General features: G+C 71.3%; 19 protein-coding genes and 1 tRNA gene. 11 read left to right on the top strand and 9 right to left on the bottom strand.

Features of this window, described 5'->3' with window-relative positions; translation table 11 throughout:
* The first annotated feature begins 65 nt into the window (after positions 1–65).
* Positions 66–971: a DUF4184 family protein gene (locus ABZ479_RS02280; RefSeq protein WP_500459434.1), complete on the top strand. Its 906-nt coding sequence runs from the start codon at positions 66–68 to the stop codon at positions 969–971.
* Here the strand turns inward: ABZ479_RS02280 and polA are convergent.
* Positions 902–3,637 carry a DNA polymerase I gene (polA, locus tag ABZ479_RS02275; RefSeq protein ID WP_500459433.1) on the bottom strand — a complete coding sequence of 912 codons (2,736 nt, stop codon included), beginning with the start codon at positions 3,635–3,637 and terminating at the stop codon, positions 902–904. The two genes, ABZ479_RS02280 and polA, sit on opposite strands and share 70 nt — an antisense overlap.
* A gap of 67 nt (positions 3,638–3,704) precedes the next feature.
* On the opposite strand from polA, the gene ABZ479_RS02270 reads away from it, so the two are divergent.
* Both ABZ479_RS02270 and ABZ479_RS02265 read left to right on the top strand, forming a co-directional pair.
* Positions 3,705–6,014, top strand: coding sequence for an FdhF/YdeP family oxidoreductase (locus tag ABZ479_RS02270; protein ID WP_500459432.1), 2,310 nt, complete (start codon positions 3,705–3,707; stop codon positions 6,012–6,014).
* A 56-nt stretch (positions 6,015–6,070) separates the two neighbouring features.
* Positions 6,071–6,556: a PaaI family thioesterase gene (locus ABZ479_RS02265; protein WP_500459431.1), complete on the top strand. Its 486-nt coding sequence runs from the start codon at positions 6,071–6,073 to the stop codon at positions 6,554–6,556.
* A gap of 104 nt (positions 6,557–6,660) precedes the next feature.
* Here the strand turns inward: ABZ479_RS02265 and ABZ479_RS02260 are convergent, their stop codons facing one another.
* The 5 genes from ABZ479_RS02260 to ABZ479_RS02240 all read right to left on the bottom strand — a co-directional run bounded on the left by ABZ479_RS02260 (position 6,661) and on the right by ABZ479_RS02240 (position 11,920).
* Positions 6,661–7,428 carry an ABC transporter ATP-binding protein gene (locus ABZ479_RS02260; protein ID WP_500459430.1) on the bottom strand — a complete coding sequence of 256 codons (768 nt, stop codon included), beginning with the start codon at positions 7,426–7,428 and terminating at the stop codon, positions 6,661–6,663.
* Positions 7,425–8,357 (bottom strand): ABC transporter ATP-binding protein, encoded by a 933-nt coding sequence (locus ABZ479_RS02255; RefSeq protein WP_500459429.1) that lies wholly within the window; start codon positions 8,355–8,357, stop codon positions 7,425–7,427. Before ABZ479_RS02255 ends, ABZ479_RS02260 begins: the two co-directional genes overlap by 4 nt.
* Complete coding sequence (locus tag ABZ479_RS02250) at positions 8,354–9,721, bottom strand: branched-chain amino acid ABC transporter permease (RefSeq protein WP_500459428.1); 1,368 nt, start codon at positions 9,719–9,721, stop codon at positions 8,354–8,356. The genes ABZ479_RS02255 and ABZ479_RS02250 overlap by 4 nt, the downstream gene beginning before the upstream one ends.
* A complete protein-coding gene (locus ABZ479_RS02245) occupies positions 9,718–10,647 on the bottom strand; it encodes a branched-chain amino acid ABC transporter permease (RefSeq protein ID WP_499606072.1) in 930 nt (309 codons plus the stop codon). The genes ABZ479_RS02250 and ABZ479_RS02245 overlap by 4 nt, the downstream gene beginning before the upstream one ends.
* 133 nt (positions 10,648–10,780) lie before the next feature.
* Positions 10,781–11,920, bottom strand: coding sequence for a branched-chain amino acid ABC transporter substrate-binding protein (locus ABZ479_RS02240; protein ID WP_500459427.1), 1,140 nt, complete (start codon positions 11,918–11,920; stop codon positions 10,781–10,783).
* Positions 11,921–12,173: 253 nt separating this feature from the next.
* Here ABZ479_RS02240 and ABZ479_RS02235 point away from each other — a divergent pair, with 253 nt between their 5' ends.
* The gene (locus ABZ479_RS02235; protein ID WP_500459426.1) at positions 12,174–12,761 is read left to right on the top strand and encodes a hypothetical protein; all 588 of its coding nucleotides are present in this window, start codon (positions 12,174–12,176) and stop codon (positions 12,759–12,761) included.
* 18 nt (positions 12,762–12,779) lie between these two features.
* On the opposite strand, the gene ABZ479_RS02230 is transcribed toward ABZ479_RS02235, so the two are convergent.
* Positions 12,780–13,406: an ANTAR domain-containing response regulator gene (locus tag ABZ479_RS02230; RefSeq protein WP_500459425.1), complete on the bottom strand. Its 627-nt coding sequence runs from the start codon at positions 13,404–13,406 to the stop codon at positions 12,780–12,782.
* Between the two features lie 99 nt (positions 13,407–13,505).
* On the opposite strand from ABZ479_RS02230, the gene ABZ479_RS02225 reads away from it, so the two are divergent.
* Both ABZ479_RS02225 and ABZ479_RS02220 read left to right on the top strand, forming a co-directional pair.
* Positions 13,506–13,578, top strand: a tRNA-Leu gene (locus ABZ479_RS02225).
* Positions 13,579–13,689: 111 nt separating this feature from the next.
* On the top strand, positions 13,690–14,427 hold the full coding sequence (locus ABZ479_RS02220) for a helix-turn-helix domain-containing protein (protein WP_500459424.1): 738 nt from the start codon (positions 13,690–13,692) through the stop codon (positions 14,425–14,427).
* Here the strand turns inward: ABZ479_RS02220 and hrpB are convergent.
* Positions 14,408–17,044: an ATP-dependent helicase HrpB gene (gene hrpB / locus ABZ479_RS02215; protein ID WP_500459423.1), complete on the bottom strand. Its 2,637-nt coding sequence runs from the start codon at positions 17,042–17,044 to the stop codon at positions 14,408–14,410. The two genes, ABZ479_RS02220 and hrpB, sit on opposite strands and share 20 nt — an antisense overlap.
* Positions 16,972–17,832 (bottom strand): class I SAM-dependent methyltransferase, encoded by an 861-nt coding sequence (locus ABZ479_RS02210; protein ID WP_500459422.1) that lies wholly within the window; start codon positions 17,830–17,832, stop codon positions 16,972–16,974. The genes hrpB and ABZ479_RS02210 overlap by 73 nt, the downstream gene beginning before the upstream one ends.
* 304 nt (positions 17,833–18,136) lie before the next feature.
* Between ABZ479_RS02210 and rpsA the strand changes: the two genes are divergently transcribed.
* From rpsA to ABZ479_RS02185, 5 genes are all read left to right on the top strand, one after another.
* Positions 18,137–19,633 carry a 30S ribosomal protein S1 gene (rpsA, locus tag ABZ479_RS02205; protein ID WP_354795880.1) on the top strand — a complete coding sequence of 499 codons (1,497 nt, stop codon included), beginning with the start codon at positions 18,137–18,139 and terminating at the stop codon, positions 19,631–19,633.
* 151 nt (positions 19,634–19,784) lie between these two features.
* Positions 19,785–20,720: a PAC2 family protein gene (locus tag ABZ479_RS02200; RefSeq protein WP_499606084.1), complete on the top strand. Its 936-nt coding sequence runs from the start codon at positions 19,785–19,787 to the stop codon at positions 20,718–20,720.
* A gap of 41 nt (positions 20,721–20,761) precedes the next feature.
* Positions 20,762–21,364, top strand: coding sequence for a dephospho-CoA kinase (gene coaE / locus ABZ479_RS02195; RefSeq protein WP_500459421.1), 603 nt, complete (start codon positions 20,762–20,764; stop codon positions 21,362–21,364).
* Between the two features lie 70 nt (positions 21,365–21,434).
* Positions 21,435–22,391: a slipin family protein gene (locus ABZ479_RS02190; protein ID WP_500459420.1), complete on the top strand. Its 957-nt coding sequence runs from the start codon at positions 21,435–21,437 to the stop codon at positions 22,389–22,391.
* 93 nt (positions 22,392–22,484) lie between these two features.
* Positions 22,485–22,853 carry a tetratricopeptide repeat protein gene (locus tag ABZ479_RS02185; RefSeq protein ID WP_499606090.1) on the top strand — a complete coding sequence of 123 codons (369 nt, stop codon included), beginning with the start codon at positions 22,485–22,487 and terminating at the stop codon, positions 22,851–22,853.
* The last annotated feature ends 14 nt before the right edge of the window (positions 22,854–22,867 follow it).

The raw sequence follows: 22,867 nt of genomic DNA, 5'->3' as shown, positions 1-22,867 counted from the left end.
CTGAACGGAGCCACCGTCCCGGACGTCGCATACTGATCGGACCGATGTGTTCCGGAAGAGGTTGCATGCCGTTCACGATGAGTCATGCGCTGGCCGTCCTGCCGGTTCTGCGGCAGGACCGCGCCGGCACCGTACGGGGACGCGGCCCGCTGGTGGCCGCCGCCCTCGTCGCCGGCTCCTTCGCCCCCGACGTGCCCTACTTCGCCGATTCGCTGGTGCGGGGCCTCTTCGGCTACGGACAGCTCACCCACGCCCCGCTGGGCGTCGTCCTCGTGGACCCGGTCGTCGCCGCCGGGCTGGTGGGCGGCTGGGCGGTGCTGCGCGGCCCGCTGGTGGCGCTGCTGCCCGAGCGCCGGCAGGCGGGGATCGCCGCACTGGTGGGCGCCGGCGACCGCCCGCGCCCCTCGGTGCGCTCGGCCGCGGCCTTCTGGCTGTCGGCGGTGGCGGGGGCGACCACCCACGTGGTCTGGGACGCCTTCACCCACCCCGGACGGTGGGGCGTGCGCCTGCTGCCCGTGCTCGACCACGAGGTGCACGGCACGGCCCTGCACAAGTACGTCCAGTACGGCAGCTCGGCCGTGGCGCTGGTGGTGCTGGGCTGGTACGGGCTGCGCGCCCTGAGGGCCGTGCCCGGTGAACCGGCCGAAAAGCGCCCCTCACCGGTGCCCCGGCTCTCCCGCCGGGCCCGCCGGCTCGCTCTGACCGTCCTCGGCGCCACCACGGCCGCCGGAGCCGCCGTGCGCGCGGAGCAGTGGTACGGGGCCACCGGCGACGCCGCCGGGATGATCCCGGCCGGGCTCTTCGGCGCCGGCGCGGGACTCGCCCTGGCCGCCGCGGCCTGCGCCGGCGCGGTGCACCTCACGCACCGCGCCGACCGCCGCGACGGCCGGGGGACGCCCGGTCAGTGGGCCGCCGACTCCCAGTCCGCGCCGACGCCCACGGAGACGTCCAGCGGCGCCCGCAACGGGTAGGCGGCCGCCATCTCGCGGCGGACCAATTCCTCCACCGCGGCGCGCTCGCCGGGCGCGACCTCGACCACGATTTCGTCGTGCACCTGGAGCAGCAGGCGGGACCGCAGCCCCTCCTGGGCCAGCGCCGCGTCCACCTTCAGCATCGCGATCTTGACGATGTCGGCGGCCGAGCCCTGGATCGGCGCGTTGAGCGCCATCCGCTCGGCCATCTCGCGTCGCTGCCGGTTGTCGCTGGTGAGGTCCGGAAGGTAACGGCGGCGGCCCATCAGGGTCTCGGTGTAGCCGGTGACCCGGGCCTCCTCCACCACGCGCTGCAGATAGTCCCGCACGCCGCCGAAGCGCTGGAAGTACGTCTCCATCAGGCCGCGCGCCTCCGCCGCCTCGATGCCCAGCTGCTGCGACAGGCCGAAGGCCGACAGCCCGTACGCCAGGCCGTACGACATCGCCTTGATCTTGCGGCGCATCTCGGCGTCCACCTGCTCCGGCGGCACCGAGAAGACGTAGCTGCCGACGGTGGTGTGCAGGTCCTCGCCGGAGTCGAAGGCCGCGATCAGCCCCTCGTCCTCCGACAGGTGGGCCATCACCCGCAGTTCGATCTGGCTGTAGTCGGCGGTCAGCAGCGACTCGTAGCCCTCGCCGACCACGAAACCGCGGCGGATCGCCCGGCCCTCGTCGGTGCGCACCGGCACGTTCTGCAGGTTGGGGTCGGTCGACGACAGCCGGCCCGTGGCCGCCACGATCTGGCTGAACGTGGTGTGGATCCGCCCGTCGGGAGCGATCGTCTTGACCAGCCCCTCGACCGTCACCCGCAGCTTCGCCTGCTCCCGGTGCCGCAGCATGATCACCGGCAGCTCGTGCTCGGTCTGCGCCGCCAGCCACGCCAGCGCGTCCGCGTCGGTGGTGTAACCCGTCTTGGTCTTCTTGGTCTTGGGCAGCCCCAGCTCGCCGAAGAGCACCTCCTGCAGCTGCTTGGGGGAGCCCAGGTTGAACTCGTGCCCGACCGCGGCGTGCGCCTCCTTCACGGCGAGCTGCACCTCGCCCGCGAACCGCTGCTCCAGGCGCTCCAGATGCTCGCGGTCCGCGGCGATGCCCGCCCGCTCCATCCGCGCCAGCAGCGCCGAGGTCGGCAGCTCCACCTCCTCCAGCAGCCGCCGCGCGCCGTCCTGCTCCAGCCGCGCGGCGAACGCCTCGCCCAGGTCCAGCACGGTGCGCGCCTGCACCATCAGGGCCTCGGTCTCCGCCTCGTCGTCCGCGCCGAAGGCCAACTGGCCGTCCTCGCCGCCCGCGGGGGCCAGTTCACGCCCCAGGTACTCCACCGACAGGTCGTCCAGCGCGAACGAGCGGCGGCCGGGCTTCACCAGGTACGCGGCCAGCGCCGTGCACATCGTGACGCCGTCCACGGACCAGCCGTGCTCGGCGAGGACCCGCATCATGTTCTTGACGTTGTGCAGCACCTTCGGCCGGGCCGCGTCGGCCAGCCACGCCGCGAAGGCCCGGTCGTCCTTCTCGTCCAGCGCCGCCGGGTCGAACCACGCCGCCGGCCCCTCGGCCGTCGCCAGCGCCACCTCCGACACACTGCCCGCGCCCAGTGCCCACGCGTCGACCGTCGCCACGCCCAGCGGCCCGCCCGCGTGCTCCGCCAGCCAGCCGGCCAGCTCGCCCGCGGCCAGCACCCGGCCCTCGACGGCGACGCCGCCGGCGACCTCCGGCGCGTCCTCCTGCGCGGCGCCCGGGTCGGCCGCGTACAGCCGCTCCCGGAAGTTGGGGTGATGGAACTCCAGGGTGTCCAGCACCACGTCGAGCGCGTCCCGGTCGTACGGCTGCCGCGCCAACTGCTCCGGCCCGCAGGGCAGCTCCACGTCCCGCACCAGCTCCGTCAGCCGGCGGTTCAGCTTCACCGACTCCAGGTGGGCGCGCAGGTTCTCGCCGGCCTTGCCCTTCACCTCGTCGGCGCGCTCCGCGAGTTCCGCGAACGAGCCGAACTGGTTGATCCACTTGGCGGCGGTCTTCTCGCCGACGCCCGGGATGCCCGGCAGGTTGTCGGACGGGTCGCCGCGCAGCGCCGCGAAGTCCGGGTACTGCGTGGGGGTCAGCCCGTACTTCTCCTCGACCTTGCCCGGGGTGAACCGGGTCAGCTCCGAGACACCCTTGGTCGGGTACAGCACCGTGACGTGGTCCGAGACGAGCTGGAAGGAGTCGCGGTCGCCGGTGACGATCAGCACCTCGTACCCGAGGGCCTCCGCCTGCGTGGCCAGCGTGGCGATCACGTCGTCCGCCTCGTAGCCCTCCGTGGCGAAGCGTTGCACGTTCATCGTGTCCAGCAGCTCGCCGATCAGCCCGACCTGGCTGCGGAACTCGTCCGGCGTCGTGGAGCGGGTCGCCTTGTACTCGGGGAACTCCTCCAGACGCCACGTGCGCCGCGAGACGTCGAACGCGACCGCCAGATGCGTCGGCTGCTCGTCACGCAGGGTGTTCGCCAGCATGGAAGCGAAGCCGTACACCGCGTTCGTCGGCTGGCCGGTGGTGGTGTTGAAGTTCTCCACCGGCAGCGCGTAGAACGCCCGGTACGCCAGCGAGTGCCCGTCCAGCAGGAGCAACCGGGGCCGCTCACCCCCCTGGGGTGCGGTGCCGGTCGCTGCGCTCGTCTTCTCTGCCTTTGCTGCCACGTTCCCGATCCTCCCACGCCCGACTGACACTGCCGGTCCGCGGCCTCGTCGTGGCAGGATCGAAGGCATGGCAGGCAAAGCACCCGTAGGCGACCCCGTCCAGGACGCACCCGAGGTCAGCGCCCCGCAGCACGCCGCTGCCGGGCTCCCGGCGGTCGGGCACACGCTCCGCATCGCGCAGCAGCAGATGGGAGTGCGGCGGACCGCGCTCACCCTCCTCAGGGTCAACCAGAAGGACGGCTTCGACTGCCCCGGCTGCGCCTGGCCCGAGCCGGAGCACCGGCACACCGCCGAGTTCTGCGAGAACGGGGCCAAGGCCGTCGCCGAGGAGGCCACCCTGCGCCGGGTCACCCCGGACTTCTTCGCCGCGCACCCCGTCGCCGACCTCGCCCGGCGCAGCGGCTACTGGCTGGGCCAGCAGGGCCGCCTCACCCAGCCCATGTACCTGCCCGACGGCGCCGACCACTACGAGCCCGTCCCCTGGGAGCGCGCCTTCGAGATCGTCGCCGACGAGCTGCACCGGCTGACCGGCCCCGACGAGGCCCTCTTCTACACCTCGGGCCGCACCAGCAACGAGGCCGCCTTCCTCTACCAGCTCTTCGCCCGCGAGTTCGGCACCAACAACCTGCCCGACTGCTCCAACATGTGCCACGAGTCGTCCGGCTCCGCGCTCGCCGAGACCATAGGCGTCGGCAAGGGCAGCGTCCTGCTGGACGACCTCCACCGCGCCGACCTGATCATCGTCGCCGGGCAGAACCCCGGCACCAACCACCCCCGCATGCTCTCCGCCCTGGAGAAGGCGAAGGCGGGCGGCGCGAAGATCGTCACCGTCAACCCGCTCCCCGAGGCCGGCCTGCAGCGCTTCAAGAACCCGCAGACCCCCAAGGGCCTGGCCGGCGGCGGCACCCCGCTCGCCGACCTCTTCCTGCAGATCCGGCTCGGCGGCGACCAGGCCCTCTTCCGAGCCCTCAACAAGGCCCTCCTGGAGGCCGAGGACCGGGCGCCCGGAACCGTGCTCGACCAGGCCTTCATCGCTGGCCACACCCACGGCTTCGAGGCGTGCGCCGCCGCCGCCCGCGCCACCGACCCCGACGAGGTGCTGCGCGCCACCGGGCTGCCGCAGTCCGACATCGACCGGCTGCTCGCCATGGTGCTCGACGCCCGGAGCGTCATCGTCTGCTGGGCCATGGGCCTCACCCAGCACAAGCACTCCGTGCCCACCATCAAGGAGGTCGTCAACTTCCTCCTCCTGCGCGGCAACATCGGCCGCCCCGGCGCCGGCGTGTGCCCCGTGCGCGGCCACAGCAACGTCCAGGGCGACCGCACCATGGGCATCTACGAGAAGCCCGCACCCGCCTTCCTCGACGCCCTGGAGAAGGAGTTCGGCTTCGCCCCGCCCCGCGAGCACGGCCTGGACACCGTCGCCGCCATACGCGCCCTGCGCGACGGCGACGCCAAGGTCTTCTTCGCCATGGGCGGCAACTTCGTCGCCGCCTCACCCGACACGGACGTCACCGAGGCCGCCATGCGCCGCGCCCGCCTCACCGTGCACGTGTCCACCAAGCTCAACCGCTCCCACGTGGTCACCGGCGCCCGCGCCCTGATCCTGCCCACCCTGGGCCGCACCGAGAAGGACGTCCAGACGGCCGGCGAGCAGTTCGTCACCGTCGAGGACTCCATGGGCATGGTGCACGCCTCCCGCGGCGGCCTGGAGCCCGCGAGCCCCCTGCTGCTGTCGGAGCCGGCCATCGTCTGCCGCCTCGCCCGCGCCGTCCTCGGCCCGGACAGCCGTGTGCCGTGGGAGGAGCTCGAGGCCGACTACGACCGGATCCGCGACCGCATATCCCGCGTGGTCCCCGGCTTCGACGACTTCAACGCCAAGGTGCGCCGCCCCGGCGGCTTCACCCTCCCGCACGCCCCGCGCGACTCCCGCAGCTTCCCCACCGCCACGGGGCTGGCCAACTTCACCGCCGAGCCCCTGGAGTACCCGCACGTGCCCGAGGGCCGGCTGCTGCTGCAGACGCTGCGCTCGCACGACCAGTACAACACCACCATCTACGGCCTCGACGACCGCTACCGCGGCATCAAGGGCGGCCGCCGCGTCGTCCTGGTCCACCCCGAGGACGCCGCCGCCCTCGGCTTCGCCGACGGCGCCTACACCGACCTCGTCAGCGAGTGGACGGACGGCACGGAACGCCGCGCCGCGGGCTTCCGGGTGGTCCACTACCCGACGGCCCGCGGCTGCGCCGCCGCCTACTACCCGGAGACGAACGTGCTGGTCCCCCTCGACCACACCGCCGACACCAGCAACACCCCCGCGTCCAAGTCCGTCGTCGTACGGCTGGAACCGACGACCCCGGTCGGCGGTCCCCACTGACCGTCCGGTAGAAAACGGGCCAGTACACCGAACGACGACGATCGGAGCCACCGTCCATGGGCGAGCAGACCACCACCAGCCTTTTCTCCCCGGAGGTCATCGAGCAGTACGCCGGACTCGGCGTCGACCTGGTGGCGCTCTTCTCCGCCGGCGACCTCGGCTCCCGCATGGGCATCGAGATCGTCGAGGCGACCGCGGAGCGTGTCGTGGGCATCATGCCCGTCGAGGGGAACACCCAGCCCTACGGGCTCCTCCATGGCGGCGCCTCCGCCGTCCTGGCGGAGACCATCGGGTCCATCGGCGCCATGCTGCACGGCGGCCCCGGCAAGATCGCCGTCGGGGTCGACCTCAACTGCACCCACCACCGCGGCCTGCGCTCCGGCCGGGTGACCGGGGTCGCCACCCCCGTCCACCGCGGCCGCTCCTCCGCGACGTACGAGATCGTCATCAGCGACGAGCAGGAACGCCGCGTCTGCTCCGCCCGCCTCACCTGCATGCTGCGCCCGGCCACCCCGGCCACACCCGGCGCCGTCTCCTCCTGACGTCCGGCACGGACGGCACGGACGGCACGCACAAGGCGAACGGCCCCCGGAATGCTCCGGGGGCCGTTCGCCTTGCCGTATGACGCGCCGCGGGATGCCGGACGTTACGCCGCGCCCTCACCGAGGTAGGCGGCACGCACGCGCGGGTCGGACAGCAGGGCCGAGGCGTCGTCCTCCATGACGATCGCACCCGTCTCCAGCACATAGCCGCGGTCGGCCAACTGCAGCGCCTGGGAGGCGTTCTGCTCCACCAGCAGCACCGTGGTGCCCTGGTCGTTGATCTCCTTGATGATCTCGAAGATCTGCTGGACGATCAGCGGCGCCAGACCCATCGACGGCTCGTCGAGCAGCAGCAGGTTCGGACGGCCCATCAGTGCCCGGCCGATGGCCAGCATCTGCTGCTCACCGCCGGACAGGGTGCCCGCCAGCTGCGTACGCCGCTCCGCCAGGCGCGGGAAGAGGGTCAGCACCCGGTCCAGGTCGTCCTTGGAGACGCCCTTGAACCGGTACGCGCCCATCTCCAGGTTCTCCAGCACCGTCATCACCGGGAAGACCCGGCGGCCCTCCGGGGACTGGCCGATGCCGAGCTCCACGACCTTGTGCGAGGGAACGCCGTCGATCCGCTGGCCGCCCAGCCGCACCTCGCCGTGGCGGGGCTGCAGCAGACCGGAGATCGTGCGCAGGGTGGTGGTCTTGCCGGCGCCGTTCGCGCCCAGCAGGGCCACGACCTCGCCCTGCCCGACCGTCACGTTGATGCCCTTCAGCGCCTGGATCGCGCCGTAGAACACCTGCAGGTCGACCAGCTCCAGCATCGCCGGGGCCTGGGCGGCGGAACCAGCCGTCGCCTTCTCGAAGTTGGCGGCCTCGGTCATCGGCCCTCCTCCTCGGACTCACGCGGCGCGGGGACTTCGGGAACATTGTCCGCGTGGTGCGACTCGACGATCTCCACCATCTCCGCGACGGCCTCCACGGCCTCCTCGTCGGCCGAACCCAGGTACGCCTCGATCACCGCGGGATCGCGCTGCACCTCCTCGGGCAGCCCCTCGGCGATCACCTTGCCGAAGTTCAGCACCATGACGCGGTCGGCGACCGACATCACGAGCTTCATGTCGTGCTCGATCAGCAGCACGCTGACGCCCAGGTCCTGGTTGATCCGGCGGATCAGCTGCTCCAGCTCCAGCTTCTCCGTCGGGTTCGTACCGGCCGCCGGCTCGTCGAGCAGCAGCACCTTCGGGTCGGTCGCCAGCGCCCGGGCGATCTCCAGACGCCGCTGGTCGCCGTAGGACAGGCCGGCGGCGAGCTCGTTGTGCTTGCCCGCCAGACCCACGTACGACAGCAGCTCCTGCGCCCGCTCGTCGCTGGCCTTCTCGTCCCGGCGCGCCCACGGCAGGCCCAGCATGATCGAGATCGCGCCCGACTTCTGCCGCGACTCCGCCGCGATCTTGACGTTCTCCAGCGCCGTCAGGGCCGCGAAGAGCCGGATGTTCTGGTACGTCCGGGCCACACCGTAACGGTTCACCAGGTACGGCTTGGCGCCGAGCAGCTTGTGCTCGGAACCACCCTCCGCGTGGAAGGTGATCGTGCCCTCCTGCGGGACGTACACGCCCGTCAGGGAGTTGAACAGCGAGGTCTTGCCCGCGCCGTTCGGGCCGATCACCGCGAGGATCTCGCCCCGCCGCATGGTCAGGTTGACGTCCGAGAGGCTGGTGAGGCCGCCGAACCGCAGCGTCACGCCACGGGCCTGCAGCACCGTCCCGCCGGTCTGCGCGGGCTGTACGCCCGCTTCCTCCACCGCGTTCACGACTTCACGCCTCCCGTCGGCTCGGTCATCGCATCGGCGTCACCGATGCCCGCCTCCGCCATGTGCAGCTCGCGCTGCCTGCGGCGGGAGGGGATCACACCCTGCGGACGGAAGATCATCATGATGACGAGCAGCGCACCGAGGTAGATGAAGCGGTCCTGCTCGGGCACCAGGTCACGCAGCGCGTTCGGCAGCCACACCAGCAGCGCGGCACCGAACAGCACGCCCGCGATGGAGCCCATGCCGCCGAACACCACGTACGCCAGCGCGAGCACCGACAGCACGATGGTGAAGTTCTCCGGGTTGATGAAGCCGACCTTGCTGGAGTACACCACGCCCGCCAGACCCGAGGTCGACGCGCCGATCGCGAACGCCAGCAGCTTGTACCGGACGGTGTTGATGCCCGTCGCGGAGGCGGCCACCTCGTCCTCCCGGATCGCCGTCCAGGTGCGGCCGATCCGCGAGTGCTCCAGGCGGTTGTACAGGAAGATCAGCACCACCAGGAAGAACAGCAGCAGGTACCAGTACGGCAGCGGGTCCAGCGTCCAGTCGTAGTTGATCGGACCGATGTGGATCGACGGGTGCGGGATGCCGATGACACCGCGCGAACCGTTCGTGAAGCCGTCCGAGTTCTTCGCGACCAGGTACACGATCTCGTGGAAGCCCAGCGTCACGATCGCCAGGTAGTCACCGCGCAGCCGCAGCGTCGGGGCGCCCAGCAGCACACCGGCGATCAGGCACGTGACGATGGCGAACGGGATCGACTCCAGCGCGCCCACCGTGAACGGCGGCTTCACCGGCATGTGACCGGTCCAGAAGGCGCAGGAGTACGCGCCGATCGCGTAGAAGGCGATGAAGCCCAGGTCCAGCAGACCCGCCCAGCCGACCACCACGTTCAGGCCGACCGCGATGATCATGAAGATCCCCATCTGCGTGACGAGGACCTCCTGCCAGAACAGGCTGGTGTTGGCCGGGATGACGATCGCCAGCACCAGGACGACCACCAGTCCGCCCAGCCGCAGCCAGCCGTTGGAGCGGAACATCGCCCGCGTCGGCTCCAGCGACTTGCCGACGCCCTGCGCACCTTGCCGGGCCGCGTCGCGCACCGGGGCACCGAACTCCACCAGCGCCCACACGCCCACCATGATGGCGATGCAGATCCACAGCCGCGCCGACTCGAAGGCGCCGGTGAACGCCGACAGCCTCTCCGCCGGATTGCCGTCCTCGCCGGTCATCAGCGCGAGGATGAAGCCCAGGACCACCATGCCGATCAGGCGGGCCCAACGGGGCTCCTGGTACCACGCCTTGCGGCGCAGCTTCGCCACGTCCACCGAGAAGGACTCGGAAGCGGTCGCGTCGCTCATGCCGACCTCCCCAGACGCTCACCCATGATGCCCGTCGGACGGAACATCAGCACCAGGATCAGGATCACGAACGCGGTCACGTCGATCCACTGTGTGCCGAAGAGCGGGGAGCTCAGGTTCTCGACGATGCCCAGCAGCAGACCGCCCAGCATCGCACCACGGATGTTGCCGATACCGCCCAGCACCGCCGCCGCGAAGGCCTTGATGCCCGGCAGGAAGCCCACCGTGAACCAGACCTGGCCGGAGATGCCGAAGCCGTAGAGGAAGCCGGCCGCGCCACCCAGCAGACCGCCGATGATGAACGTACGGGAGATGATCTTGTCGATGTCGACACCCATCAGACCCGCGGTCTCGGCGTCCTGCGCCACGGCCCGGATGCCCGCACCCATCTTGGTGCGGTTGACCACCATGTCCAGACCGATCATCATCGCGACCGCGGAACCGATGATGATCAGCTGAGTGATCTTCACCGGGGTGCCGAAGACGCTGAAGACCTCACCGTTGGTGTACAGCTCCGGCATCGGCACGGGGTTGCGGCCCCACAGCTTGCCCGCCAGGTTGTACAGGAAGAACGACGCGCCGATGGCGCTGATCAGGAAGACCAGCTTGGGGGCGTTCCGCTTGCGCAGCGGCTTGTACGCCGCCTTCTCCAGCCCGAACGCGGTCAGCGCTCCGACCAGGGCGCCGGCGATCATGCCGACGATCACCCACACGACGGAGTTGAACCCGTGCGGGGACTGCGGGGCGAGCTCCGACAGCACGACGAGCGAACCGAAGCCGCCCATCATGAAGACCTCGCTGTGCGCGAAGTTGATGAGCTGGAGCACGCCGTAGACCAGGGTGTACCCGATCGCGATGACGGCGTACATGGACCCCGTCGTCAAGCCTGGGATGAAGTAGTCCCAGAAGTTGTGGAAGAGATTCATCGTGCGTGGGAATCCTTGCTGAAGCCGGTGAAGGGCGGCGAAAACGCGTCCGACACAGCGATGGGGAGCGCGGGGCGGCGGCCGGAACCGGCGCCGCGCCCCACGCCCCCCACCTCAGGTGTCGGTTGCCGGGTCAGCTGGCGCTGAGGGTGGCCACGTCACCCAGGTAGCCGATCTTGCCGTCGGCGACCTGGTACAGGTACACGTTCTTGATCTTCAGCTCACCCTTGTCGTCGAAGGCGAACTCCTTGGTCAGGCCCTTGTAGTTGACGGCCTTCAGGGCCGCCAGGAGCTTGTCGCGCGTGACGTCCTTGCCGAGCTTCTTCATCTCGGAGATGACCAGGTTCGCGATGTCGTACGACTCGGCCGAGTAGGTGCCCGGAGGAGTGTTGAACTTCTTGGTGTACGCGTCGGTGAACGCCTTGGTGCTCTCGTTCTTCGTGGCGTCGGTGCACGGGCAGGTCAGGAACCAGTTGTTGGCCGCGGCACCGGCCAGCTCCACGAACTTCGCGTCGTTCGAGCCGTCACCCGAGATGCCGATGCCCTTGAAGCCGCCGTCGGCCAGCTTCTTGGCGAACGGCGCCAGGTCCGCGTAGTAACCCGCGTAGATCAGCGCGTCGGCCTTCGAGTTGACGACCTTCGTGGCGGCGGCGGTGTAGTCCGGGGTCTTCGCGGGGACGGAGTCCGTCTCCACGGTGACGCCCGCGGCCTTCAGGTTGTCGATCGCGACCTTGGCCAGGCCGACGCCGTACTCGCTCTTGTCGTCGATGACGAAGACCTTCTTGGCCTTCTCCTTCTTCGACAGGTACTCGGCCATGCCGGCACCCTGCTCGTTGTCGTTCGGCGCACCGCGCAGGAACGAGGCGAAGCCCTGGCTCGTCAGGTCCGGGTTGGTCGCCGACGGCGACACCGCGGCGAGCTGCGCCTGGGCGTACAGGCCACCCGAGGCCTTCGTCGGGCCGGAGAACGCCGGGCCGACGACGGCGACGACACTGGTGTCACCGATCAGCTTCTGGGCGGCAGCGGGCGCCTGGTCCGGCAGACCCTGGTCGTCACCGTCCACGACCTTCAGCGTGAAGGGCAGGTCGCCCTTCGCGTTGGCCTCCTCGACGGCCAGCTTCAGACCGTTGTTCTCGTTGATGCCCAGCGCGCTGTTGTCGCCGGACAGCGGACCCTGGAAGCCGATGGAGAACGTCGGCTTGCCGCCGCCGCCGTTGCCGCTGTCGTCCTTGCCGCCACCGCATGCGGTGAGCGCGAGAGCGCCAACTGCCACCGGGATAGCAAACTTGACGAACTTGTTGTTGAACACTACGACCCCCTGGAGCCGCCCATTGAGATTACGAGTCGGCGGGCCGTAGGCCCTCCGGATTGCGACCGCGTGAACAACACGCGGGTTGGCGGGAATGTAATCCGCTGATCAGGCACTCAGATAGGCCACAGGAAGAGATGTGATCGGACGGTGACCTCGGTCATGTGCCGGAAACAGAACGGTCCTTACCGGTAACCGGACGACCAACGGGGGAGAGATGCAGAAAAACATCCGATTTGGCGGCCTTGTGCGAAGGGCGGCCCGCAGGCCCGCGCTGACAGCCCTGGCCGGAGCGCTCGCCGGGGCCACGGTAGCGGCCCTCACCGCCGCGGCGGTATGGCCCCACCCTTCCCCGCCCACGACCGGCCAACCCCTGCGTCAGCTCGAAATCCCCCTCGACGCATCCGCCGTCACAGCGGGGAACCTGGAATTCCGCGCCCTCGCCCTGCGCTGCGGCATCGCCGTCATCGTCGGCACCCACGCCGAACACCCCGCGAAAGGCCGACTCTGCCGCATCCGCGTCGGCGTCACCGTCGACGACTCCGTCAGCGCCCGCCTCGACAACGACCTCCACCGGCTCGTCCTCGCCGACGGCAGCCGGCACGCCATGGACTGGGAGGCCATGCAGATCAAGCGCCAGCCCCTCACCATCGACATCGGCGCCCACGACCGCGCCGAGTACGACCTGTGGTTCGACATCCCCCGCGGCGCCGCCGTCGACCACCTCGCCGTCACCAACGACAAAGGGATGCCCTCAGCGGACATCCCCCTGCCGCGGCGCGACTGGCCCGACCACTCGGCCTGAACCAGCCCCCGGCCGACGCTACTTGGCGGCGCCGTCCACCTCGTCCAGCACGGCCTGCGCCACCGCCTGCATCGTCATGCGGCGGTCCATCGAGGTCTTCTGGATCCACCGGAACGCGGCCGGCTCCGACAGCCCGTACTTCGACTGCAGGACGCTCTTCGCCCGGTCCACCAGCTTCCGCGTCTCCAGCCGCAGGCTCAGGTCCGCGACCTCCGCCTCCAGCGCCCGCAGCTCCGTGAACCGCGACACCGCCATCTCGATGGCCGGCACGACGTCGCTCTTGCTGAACGGCTTCACCAGGTAGGCCATGGCACCCGCGTCCCGGGCCCGCTCCACCAGCTCGCGCTGCGAGAAGGCGGTCAGCATCAGCACCGGCGCGATCTTCTCCTTGGCGATCCGCTCCGCGGCCGAGATTCCGTCCAGCACCGGCATCTTCACGTCCAGGATGACCAGGTCCGGCCGCAGCTCCTCGGCGAGCTTGACGGCCGTCTCGCCGTCCCCCGCCTCGCCGACCACGGAGTAGCCCTCCTCCTCGAGCATCTCTTTCAGGTCCAGCCTGATCAGAGCCTCGTCCTCGGCGATCACCACGCGGGTGGTCAGCGGCGGTACGTGCGACTGCTCGTCAACGGGCTCGGCGGCGCTCACGGGACTCCTCGTTCCAGGGCAGGTGCTGCCCCAAGAGCCTACCTATCTCCGGTATGTTTAGGACACGGAGGGTATACGCTAACCTTCGCTTCAAAGGAAGCCCCGGTAGCCCAGCGGTAGAGGCAATGGTCTCAAACACCATATAGCGTGGGTTCGAATCCCACCCGGGGTACTCCGCCTTCAATTTAAAGGCGTTTATCACTCAGGGTGATCTTCACTGGGTCGAGTGAGAGACGGTGGATTCCCGGCCACGCGTGGCCGGAATCCCGCCAAAGTCGTGCACGTGTACGACATGAAAACCCGCCGTCGTGCCCTCGCGCTCCTCGCCGAGGGCCGGAGCCTCAACTCCGTGAGCCGGGCGACCGGAATATCCCGTTCGGCCATCCGGGAGTGGCGCACCCGCGTCGAACCCAGACGGAGCGGCACCGAGTGCACCGGTCGCGCGTCGGGGCCCGCCTACGCCTATCTGCTCGGCCTCTACCTCGGCGACGGCTGCATCAGCCCCCAGCCGCGCGGCGGTCACGCCCTGCGCATCGCCTGCGCGGACGCCTGGCCGGGCCTGATCGACGCCTGCGAGGAGGCCGTCCGGGCCGTCCGGCCCGGGAACTCCGTGTGCCGCGTCCACTCCCAGGGTTGCACCATGGTGACGTCGTACAGCGACCACTGGCCCTGCCTCTTCCCCCAGCACGGACCCGGCAGGAAACACGAGCGCCGGATCGCTCTCGAGCCCTGGCAGCAGGACGTCGTGGACGAGTGCCCCTGGGACTTCCTGCGCGGGCTGATCCATTCCGACGGGAGTCGGGTCGTGAACCGGACCACGCGGACCGTGGCCGGTGTGACCAGGCGCTACGAGTACCCACGCTACTTCTTCACCAACCGGTCCGAGGACATCCGGCGGCTGTGCACCGACACCCTCGACGCCCTCGGCGTCGCCTGGCGGCAGGCCGGCGCCTGCAACGTCTCCGTCGCCCGCCGGGAGGCCGTCGCGCTGATGGACCGCTTCATCGGTCCGAAGCATTGAGCCGCGCCTTGGTGTGCCGGGTGGCGACCGCCGTCGTGGGGTCCTCGGGCCAGGGGTGCTTGGGGTAGCGGCCGCGGAGTTCTGCGCGCACCGCCCGGTAGCCGTCGCGCCAGAAGGAGGCGAGGTCGGCGGTGACGGCGGCGGGGCGGCCCGCGGGGGAGAGCAGGTGGACGAGGAGGGGGACGCGGCCGCCGGCGAGGCGGGGGGTGGTGGTCCAGCCGAAGAGCTCCTGGAGCTTGGCGGCGAGGACGGGGCGGTCGTCGTCGTAGGAGACGCGGACCTTGGAGCCGGAGGGGATCTCCAGGCGTTCCGGGGCGAGTTCGTCGAGGCGGGCGGCGTCGCCGGTGGCCCAGGGCAGGAGGCGGCCCAGGGTGGTGGCGGCGTCGACGCGGGCGAGGTCGGCGCGGCGGCGGGCGGTGGCGAGTTCGGGGGCCAGCCACTCCTCCGCGCGGGAGAGCAGGGCCTCGTCGGAGACGTCGGGCCAGGGGGCGCCGATCTCGCGGTGGAGGAAGGCGAGGCGCCGGCGCAGGGTGTCGGCGTCGCGGGTCCACTTGAGCAGGCGGGGTCCTTCGCGGCGGAGTCCGTCGAGGAGCGCGGTGCGCAGGTGTTCCGGGTCGGGGCGGGGGAGGGGGCGGGTGGTGAGGGTGATCGCGCCGAGGCGGGCGGCGTGGTGGGCGGTGACGTCGCCGTCGGTCCAGGTGACCTCGTCGGCTTCGGTGAGCAGGGGCGCGGCGGCGGTGCGTGCGGTGTCCTCGTCGATGACGGCGGCGAGGCGTACGCGGGCGGAGGGGGAGCCGGCGGGGCGGTCGGCGACGGCGACGGCGAGCCATTGGGGGGTGCCCAGGCGTGTGCCGTCGGCGAGGTCGGCGGCGGTGCCGGAGGCCATCAGGTAGCCGGAGCCCGAGCCGGCCCCCGCCCCCGCCCCAGTCCCTGTGCCGGTCCGGCGGCGGGCGACGCGTTCGGGGAAGGCGAGTGCGGTGAGGAGCCCGGCGGCGCTGTCGTCGGTGAGGGCCGTGTCGGGGTGCTCGGGGGCCGCCGCGGCCAGGCGGCGGGCTTCGCGGCGCCAGCGGTCGGCGTGGGCGTCGTGGGCGCGGCGGGCGGTGCGCCAGGCGGCGGCGAGGTCGTCGCCGTGGTCGCGCGGGGGTTGCTCGGACAGCAGGGCGACGATGTCGGCGGCGCGGCGGGTGCCGGTGCGGGGGGCGCCGTCGAGGAGGGCGCGGGCGAGCCGGGGGTGGAGGCCGATGCGGGCCATGCGGTTGCCGCGGTCGGTGGTGCGGCCGTCGGGGCGGAGGGCGCCGATGGCGGTGAGGACGTCGTGTGCGGCGGCGAGGGCGCCGGGCGGCGGCGGGTCGAGGAGGGCGAGTCCGGTGGCGTCGGGGTCGCCCCAGGCGGCTGCCTGGAGGGCGAAGGGGGTGAGGTCGGCGACGGCGATCTCGGGGGAGGGGAAGCGGGGCCGGCCGGTGTCCTCGGCCTCGTTCCAGCAGCGGTAGGCGGTGCCGGGTGCCTCGCGTCCGGCGCGTCCCGCGCGCTGGGCGGCGGTGGCGAGGGAGGCCCGGACGGTGGTCAGGGAGCCGAGTCCGCGGGCGTGGTCGGTGCGGGGCTCGCGGGCGAGCCCGGAGTCGACGACGACGCGTACGCCGGGGACGGTGAGGCTGGATTCGGCGACGGAGGTGGACAGGACGACGCGGCGGCGGGTGCCGTCGCCGCCGCGGAGCACGGCGTCCTGGACGGCGGCGGGTGCCTGGCCGTGGAGTTGGAGGACCTCGGCGCCGGTGCCGTCGAGGAGGCGGGCGACGCGGGCGATCTCGCCGGTGCCGGGGAGGAAGCACAGGACGTCGCCGTCCGCGGTGCGCAGCGCGGCGCGGACGGTGGCGGCGACGTGGTCGAGGAACGCGGGGTCGACGCGCGTGCCGTGCGGCGGGCGGATGCCGTGGGGCGGGGGCGCGTGGGTGACGGCCACGGGGTGCATGTGTCCCTGGGCCCGGACGACGGGTGCGCCGCCCAGCAGCCGGGACCAGGCGTCGGCGTCGGTGGTGGCGGAGGCGGCGACGACGCGCAGGTCGGGGCGGAGCGCGGCGCGTACGTCGAGCAGGAAGGCCATGGCCGTGTCGGCGTCGAGGTGGCGTTCGTGGCACTCGTCGAGCAGGACGGTGGTGGTGCCGGGGAGTTCCTGGTCGCGCTGGAGCCGCTGGAGGAGGACGCCGGTGGTGACGACCTCGACGACGGTGCGCGGGGAGACCTTGCGGTCGCCGCGCACGGTGTGGCCGACGCGGCCGCCCGGTTCCTCGCCGAGGAGCCAGGCCATGCGGCGGGCGGCGGCCTTGGCGGCCATGCGGCGGGGTTCGGCGACGATGACGGTCCGGGTGGGCCGGTCGTCGAGGAGCCCGGCGAGGGCGAGCGGGACGAGGGTGGTCTTCCCGGTGCCGGGAGGGGCGGCGAGCACGGCGCAGCCGTGCCCGTCGAGGGCGTCGTGGAGGGCGGGCACGGCGGTGCGCACCGGGAGGGCGGCGAGGGCGTCCTCCCGCAGTCGTGCGGGGCGGGGGGTCACGCGGCGACGCAGACGAAGACCGCGGTGCCGGGGAGGAGCCGGCCGCGCAGCGGGGACCAGCCGCCCCATTCCGCGGTGTTCCAGGCGGGCCACTCGGGTTCGACGAGGTCGACGAGGCGGAAGCCGGCGGTGCTGAGTTCGCGGACGCGGTCGCCGAGGGTGCGGTGGTGCTCGACGTAGACGGCGTGCCCGGTCTCGTCCTGTTCGACGTAGGGGGTGCGGTCGAAGTAGGAGGCGGTGGCGGTGAGTCCTTCGGGGCCGGGTTCGTCGGGGAAGGCCCAGCGGAGGGGGTGGGTGACGGAGAAGACCCAGCGGCCGCCGGGGCGCAGCACGCGCCGGACCTCGCGCATGACGTGGGCGGTGTCGGCGATGAAGGGGAGGGCGCCGTAGGCGGAGCAGGCGTGGTCGAAGGAGGCGTCGGCGAAGGGGAGTGCGCCGGCGTCGGCCTGGACGAGCGGGAACGCGGGGGCGCCGCTCCCGGTTGAGCCGGCGGCGCGTGCGTCGTCGATGCGGCGGGCGTGCTGGAGTTGGCGGTGGGAGAGGTCGAGTGCGACGGGCCGGGCGCCGTGCGCGGCGAGCCAGCGGGAGCACTGGGCGGCGCCGGCGCCGATCTCCAGGACGGCCGCGTCCTTCAGGGCGGCGGTGGGTCCGAGGAGGTGGAGCTCGTCCTCGGTTGCTCCTTCCGGGCCCCAGACGAAGTCCGCGTCGCCGAGGAACTCCCCGTGGTCGCTCTGGTACTCGTCTGCGTTGCGGTCCCACCATCCGCGGTTGGCTCGGCTGCTCTCCGTGGCGCCTGCGACACGTCGCGTGGCCTCGGGTTCTTCGGGGACGGGCCGGGGGGCCGGTGCTTGGATCATTGCGCTGGTCGTCGTACCCTCTGTGGTGACCTGTGGCTGCGGAGCCGCCGCTGCACGTCCATGTACCAGTGCCCGGTACGGGGTGTTACGCCCGTGGTGTGCTCTTCGTGCATTGACCGTGCCCGGCTGCCCCCGTATGCTACAAGTTGCGCTGCGAGCCTGCGCGCCTCGGACGGAGCAGGCTGCGCTCACATCTGTTGTAAACCTCTCGGCCTTGTGGGCTGTCCGGAATCGGCAGGAGCGAAACGGGCTTACGGCGTAGCAGTACCTACGACTTCATGTCCGTACCGGAGCCCTTTTCCTAATGACGAGCAGCACCGAGGCCCAGGCCCCTCGTACCACCCCGCAGGTGGCGGTCAACGACATCGGTTCCGAGGAAGCCTTCCTCGCCGCGATCGACGAGACGATCAAGTACTTCAACGACGGCGACATCGTCGACGGCGTCATCGTGAAGGTCGACCGGGACGAGGTCCTGCTCGACATCGGTTACAAGACCGAGGGTGTCATCCCCTCGCGCGAGCTTTCGATCAAGCACGACGTCGACCCCAACGAGGTCGTCGCCGTGGGTGACGAGATCGAGGCCCTGGTCCTCCAGAAGGAGGACAAGGAGGGTCGTCTGATCCTGTCCAAGAAGCGCGCCCAGTACGAGCGCGCCTGGGGCACGATCGAGAAGATCAAGGAAGAGGACGGCATCGTCACCGGTACCGTCATCGAGGTCGTCAAGGGTGGTCTCATCCTCGACATCGGCCTCCGCGGCTTCCTCCCCGCCTCCCTGGTCGAGATGCGCCGTGTCCGCGACCTCCAGCCGTACGTCGGCAAGGAGCTCGAGGCCAAGATCATCGAGCTGGACAAGAACCGCAACAACGTGGTCCTGTCCCGTCGCGCGTGGCTGGAGCAGACCCAGAGCGAGGTCCGCCAGACCTTCCTCACCACCCTCCAGAAGGGTCAGGTGCGCTCCGGCGTCGTCTCCTCCATCGTCAACTTCGGTGCCTTCGTGGACCTGGGTGGCGTGGACGGCCTCGTGCACGTGTCCGAGCTGTCCTGGAAGCACATCGACCACCCCTCCGAGGTCGTCGAGGTCGGCCAGGAGGTCACGGTCGAGGTCCTGGACGTCGACATGGACCGCGAGCGTGTCTCCCTGTCGCTGAAGGCGACCCAGGAAGACCCGTGGCAGCAGTTCGCCCGTACGCACCAGATCGGCCAGGTCGTCCCCGGCAAGGTCACCAAGCTGGTTCCGTTCGGTGCGTTCGTCCGCGTGGACGAGGGCATCGAGGGTCTGGTCCACATCTCCGAGCTGGCCGAGCGCCACGTGGAGATCCCGGAGCAGGTCGTCCAGGTCAACGACGAGATCTTCGTCAAGGTCATCGACATCGACCTCGAGCGCCGTCGCATCAGCCTCTCGCTGAAGCAGGCCAACGAGTCCTTCGGTGCCGACCCGGCCTCGGTCGAGTTCGACCCGACCCTGTACGGCATGGCCGCGTCCTACGACGACCAGGGCAACTACATCTACCCCGAGGGCTTCGACCCCGAGGCCAACGACTGGCTCGAGGGCTACGAGACCCAGCGGGAGGCGTGGGAGCACCAGTACGCCGAGGCGCAGACCCGCTTCGAGCAGCACCAGGCGCAGGTCATCAAGTCCCGCGAGGCGGACGCCGAGGCGGCGGCCGCGGCCGGCGAGGCGGCTCCGGCCGGCCCGACCGGTGGCTCGTACTCCTCGGAGTCCGGTGACCAGTCCGGCGCCCTGGCGTCGGACGAGGCGCTGGCCGCGCTCCGCGAGAAGCTGGCCGGCGGCCAGAGCTGATCGCAGGGCTCGCGCCCACCGCAGCAGCACGGAAGGACCCGCTCTCCCCTGGAGGGCGGGTCCTTCCGCGTTCGCCGGGTCCGGGTGGGAATGCGCGGGCTGTACGGTCCGTTGCACCGAGAGTTGACGAAGACCGAGGGAAGGGTGCGCAGTGCTGGATCCGCAGGGGCTGTACGCATACGAGCCGGGCGGGGCAGAGGCGGTCGACGAGGCGTTCGGCGAGACCGGACCCGTACTGCTGTACCACTTCGACGGGTACATCGACGCCGGGGAGACCGGCGCGCAGGTCGTCGAGGAGCTGCTGGAACGGCAGGAGCACCGGGTCGTGGCGCGTTTCGACGCGGACCGCCTGGTGGACTACCGGGCGCGCCGACCGCTGATGACCTTCAAGCGGGACAGCTGGACGGGGTACGAGGCGCCGGAGATCGCGCTGCGGCTGGTGCGTGACAGCACGGGCTCGCCGTTCCTGCTGCTGTCGGGCCAGGAGCCGGACATCGAGTGGGAGCGTTTCGCCGCCGCGGTCGTGCAGGTCGTGGAGCGGCTGGGCGTGCGGCTGGCGTTCAACTTCCACGGCATCCCCATGGGCGTGCCGCACACCCGCCCGGTGGGGCTGACGCCGCACGGCAACCGGCTGGACCTGGTGCCGGCCCACCGCACGTGGTTCGACGAGGCGCAGGTGCCGGGCAGCGCGGAGTCACTGATCGAGTACCGGCTGGCGGAGGCCGGCCGTGACGTGCTGGGGGTCGCCGCCCACGTACCGCACTACCTGGCGCGTTCGGGCTACCCGGACTCGGCGCTGGCCGTGGTGGAGACGCTGACGGCCGCCACCGGCCTGGTGCTGCCGCAGGTGGCGCACGCGCTGCGGATGGAGTCGCACACGGTGCGCGCCGAGATCGACCGGCAGGTCGCCGACGGCGACGCGGAACTGGTCGCGGTGGTGCAGGGCCTGGAGAACCAGTACGACGCGCTGGCGGGCGGCAGCAGCCGGCAGAACCTGATCGCCGAGCCGGTCGAACTGCCGTCGGCGGACGACCTGGCGGCGGAGTTCGAGCGCTTCCTGGCCGACCGCGAGGACGACGGCTCCTGACCGGGCTCGTGGGGGTACGGGGGCCCCGGTAGTCTCACGCCATGGTCAAAGTGGGGCTGACGGGCGGGATCGGGGCGGGCAAGAGCGAGGTGTCGCGGCTGCTGGCCTCCTACGGGGCGGTGCTGGTCGACGCCGACCGGATCGCCCGTGAGGTGGTGGAGCCGGGCACACCCGGGCTGGCGGCCGTGGTCGCCGAGTTCGGCGAGGGGGTGCTGGCGGCCGACGGTTCCCTGGACCGGCCGAAGCTGGGTGCGATCGTCTTCTCCGACCCCGGGCGGCTGCGGGCGCTGAACGCGATCGTCCACCCCCTGGTCCGGGACCGTTCGGCCGCGCTGGAGCAGGCCGCGGCCCCGGACGCCGTGGTCGTGCACGACGTGCCGCTGCTGACGGAGAACGCCTTGGCGCCGCTCTACGACGTGGTCGTGGTGGTGGACGCCGCCCCGGAGACCCAGCTCGACCGGCTGGTGCGGCTGCGCGGCATGACCGAGGAGGACGCCCGTGCCCGGATGGCGGCCCAGGCGACCCGGGAGCAGCGGCTGGCGGTCGCCGACGTCGTGATCGACAACGACGGGCCGCTGGAGGCGCTGGAGCCCCGGGTCCGGCAGGTCTGGGAGCAGTTGCGTCAAAAGATCGTCAAGAGCTGATCCGGAACCCTCTCCGGGGACGTCCTGGGGGCAGTAGCGTCGCTGCCTCGCGGACAGGAGGGGGATGGGGATGGAAGCCGTGTCGGCCGTGATCGGGATCGCCGTCGTGGTGCTGGGCCTCGGTGGTCTCAAGAGCAGTTTCCGGGTGATCAGGCAGTACGAGCGGGGTGTGGTCTACCGCCTCGGACGGGTGCGGCCGCAGGCCAAGCAGCCCGGGCCGCGTCTGCTGGTGCCGTTCGTGGACCGGATGACCAAGGTCAACATGCAGGTGGTGACCATGCCGGTGCCCTCACAGGAGGGCATCACCCGGGACAACGTCTCGGTGCGGGTGGACGCCGTGCTGTACTTCCGGGTCATCGACCCGATCAAGGCCACCGTGGACGTGCAGAACTACCAGTTCGCCATGGTGCAGGTGGCTCAGACCTCGCTGCGGTCGGTGATCGGCAAGAGCGAGCTGGACGACCTGCTGTCGGGGCGCGAGGCCATGAACGAGGGCCTGGAGCTGATGCTCGCCACGCCGGCCGTCGAGTGGGGCATCCACATCGACCGGGTGGAGATCAAGGACGTGGCCCTGCCGGAGTCGATGAAGCGGTCGATGGCGCGGCAGGCCGAGGCGGACCGTGAGCGCCGGGCGCGCATCATCACCGCCGACGGCGAGCTGCAGGCCTCGCAGAAGCTCGCGCAGGCCGCGTCGGCGATGGACGGCACTCCGGCGGCGATGCAGCTGCGTCTGCTGCAGACCGTGGTGGAGGTGGCCGCGGAGAAGAACTCGACGCTGGTCATGCCGTTCCCGGTGGAGATGCTGCGCTTCTTCGAGCGCGCGTCCGGGGGCGAACGCCCCGCTCCTGCCTCCGCTCCCGTTCCTGCCTCTGCCCCGGATCCTGCTGCGGCGCCGGCCCCGCTCGAGGAATCGCCGCGGCCCGTCGCCGAGGTCGACGGCACGCCTGCGGTGGCGCTGGAGGCGCCGAAGGGCCGTACGGAGCCCGCGGTGCCGGCGGAACCGCGTCCGGCGGACGAGGAGGCGTGAGCCGTCCGGCGCGGTGTTCCTCCGGGGAATGCATATGCGGACGGTGATGTTGGGTAGTTGTGAGCTGTTGAGTGCCCGGGGAAGGAGGCGGCTGTGCCCGAGCAGAGCCCCGAGAACCACGTGATCGACTTCCGTGCGGCGGAGCAGCTGCTCGCGGCCCGCGACGCCCGCGGGGCGGTGAAGCTGCTGGACTCGGTCATCGCCGCCCACCCGGAGAACACCGCCGCACGGCTGCTGCGCGCCCGGGCCTTCTTCCTGGCCGCGCAGCTGCGCCCGGCCGAGCTGGAGTTCCAGGTCGTCCTGGAGCGCGAGCCGGACAACGCGTACGCGCACTTCGCGCTGGGCCGCACCCTGGAGCGCTCGGGGCGTTCCGGCGAGGCGCTGCGGCACTTCCGGCTGGCGGCGGCGCTCGACCCCAAGCCCGACTACCTGCAGGCGGCCCGCTTCCCCGACCCGACGTGAGCCAGGCTGGGTAG

The sequence above is a fragment of the Streptomyces sp. NPDC005722 genome (genome assembly GCF_040630935.1).
Classification (GTDB): domain Bacteria; phylum Actinomycetota; class Actinomycetes; order Streptomycetales; family Streptomycetaceae; genus Actinacidiphila.
Note: the sequence above shows the minus strand (reverse complement) of the source record. Positions and strands in the feature narration are given on the sequence as shown.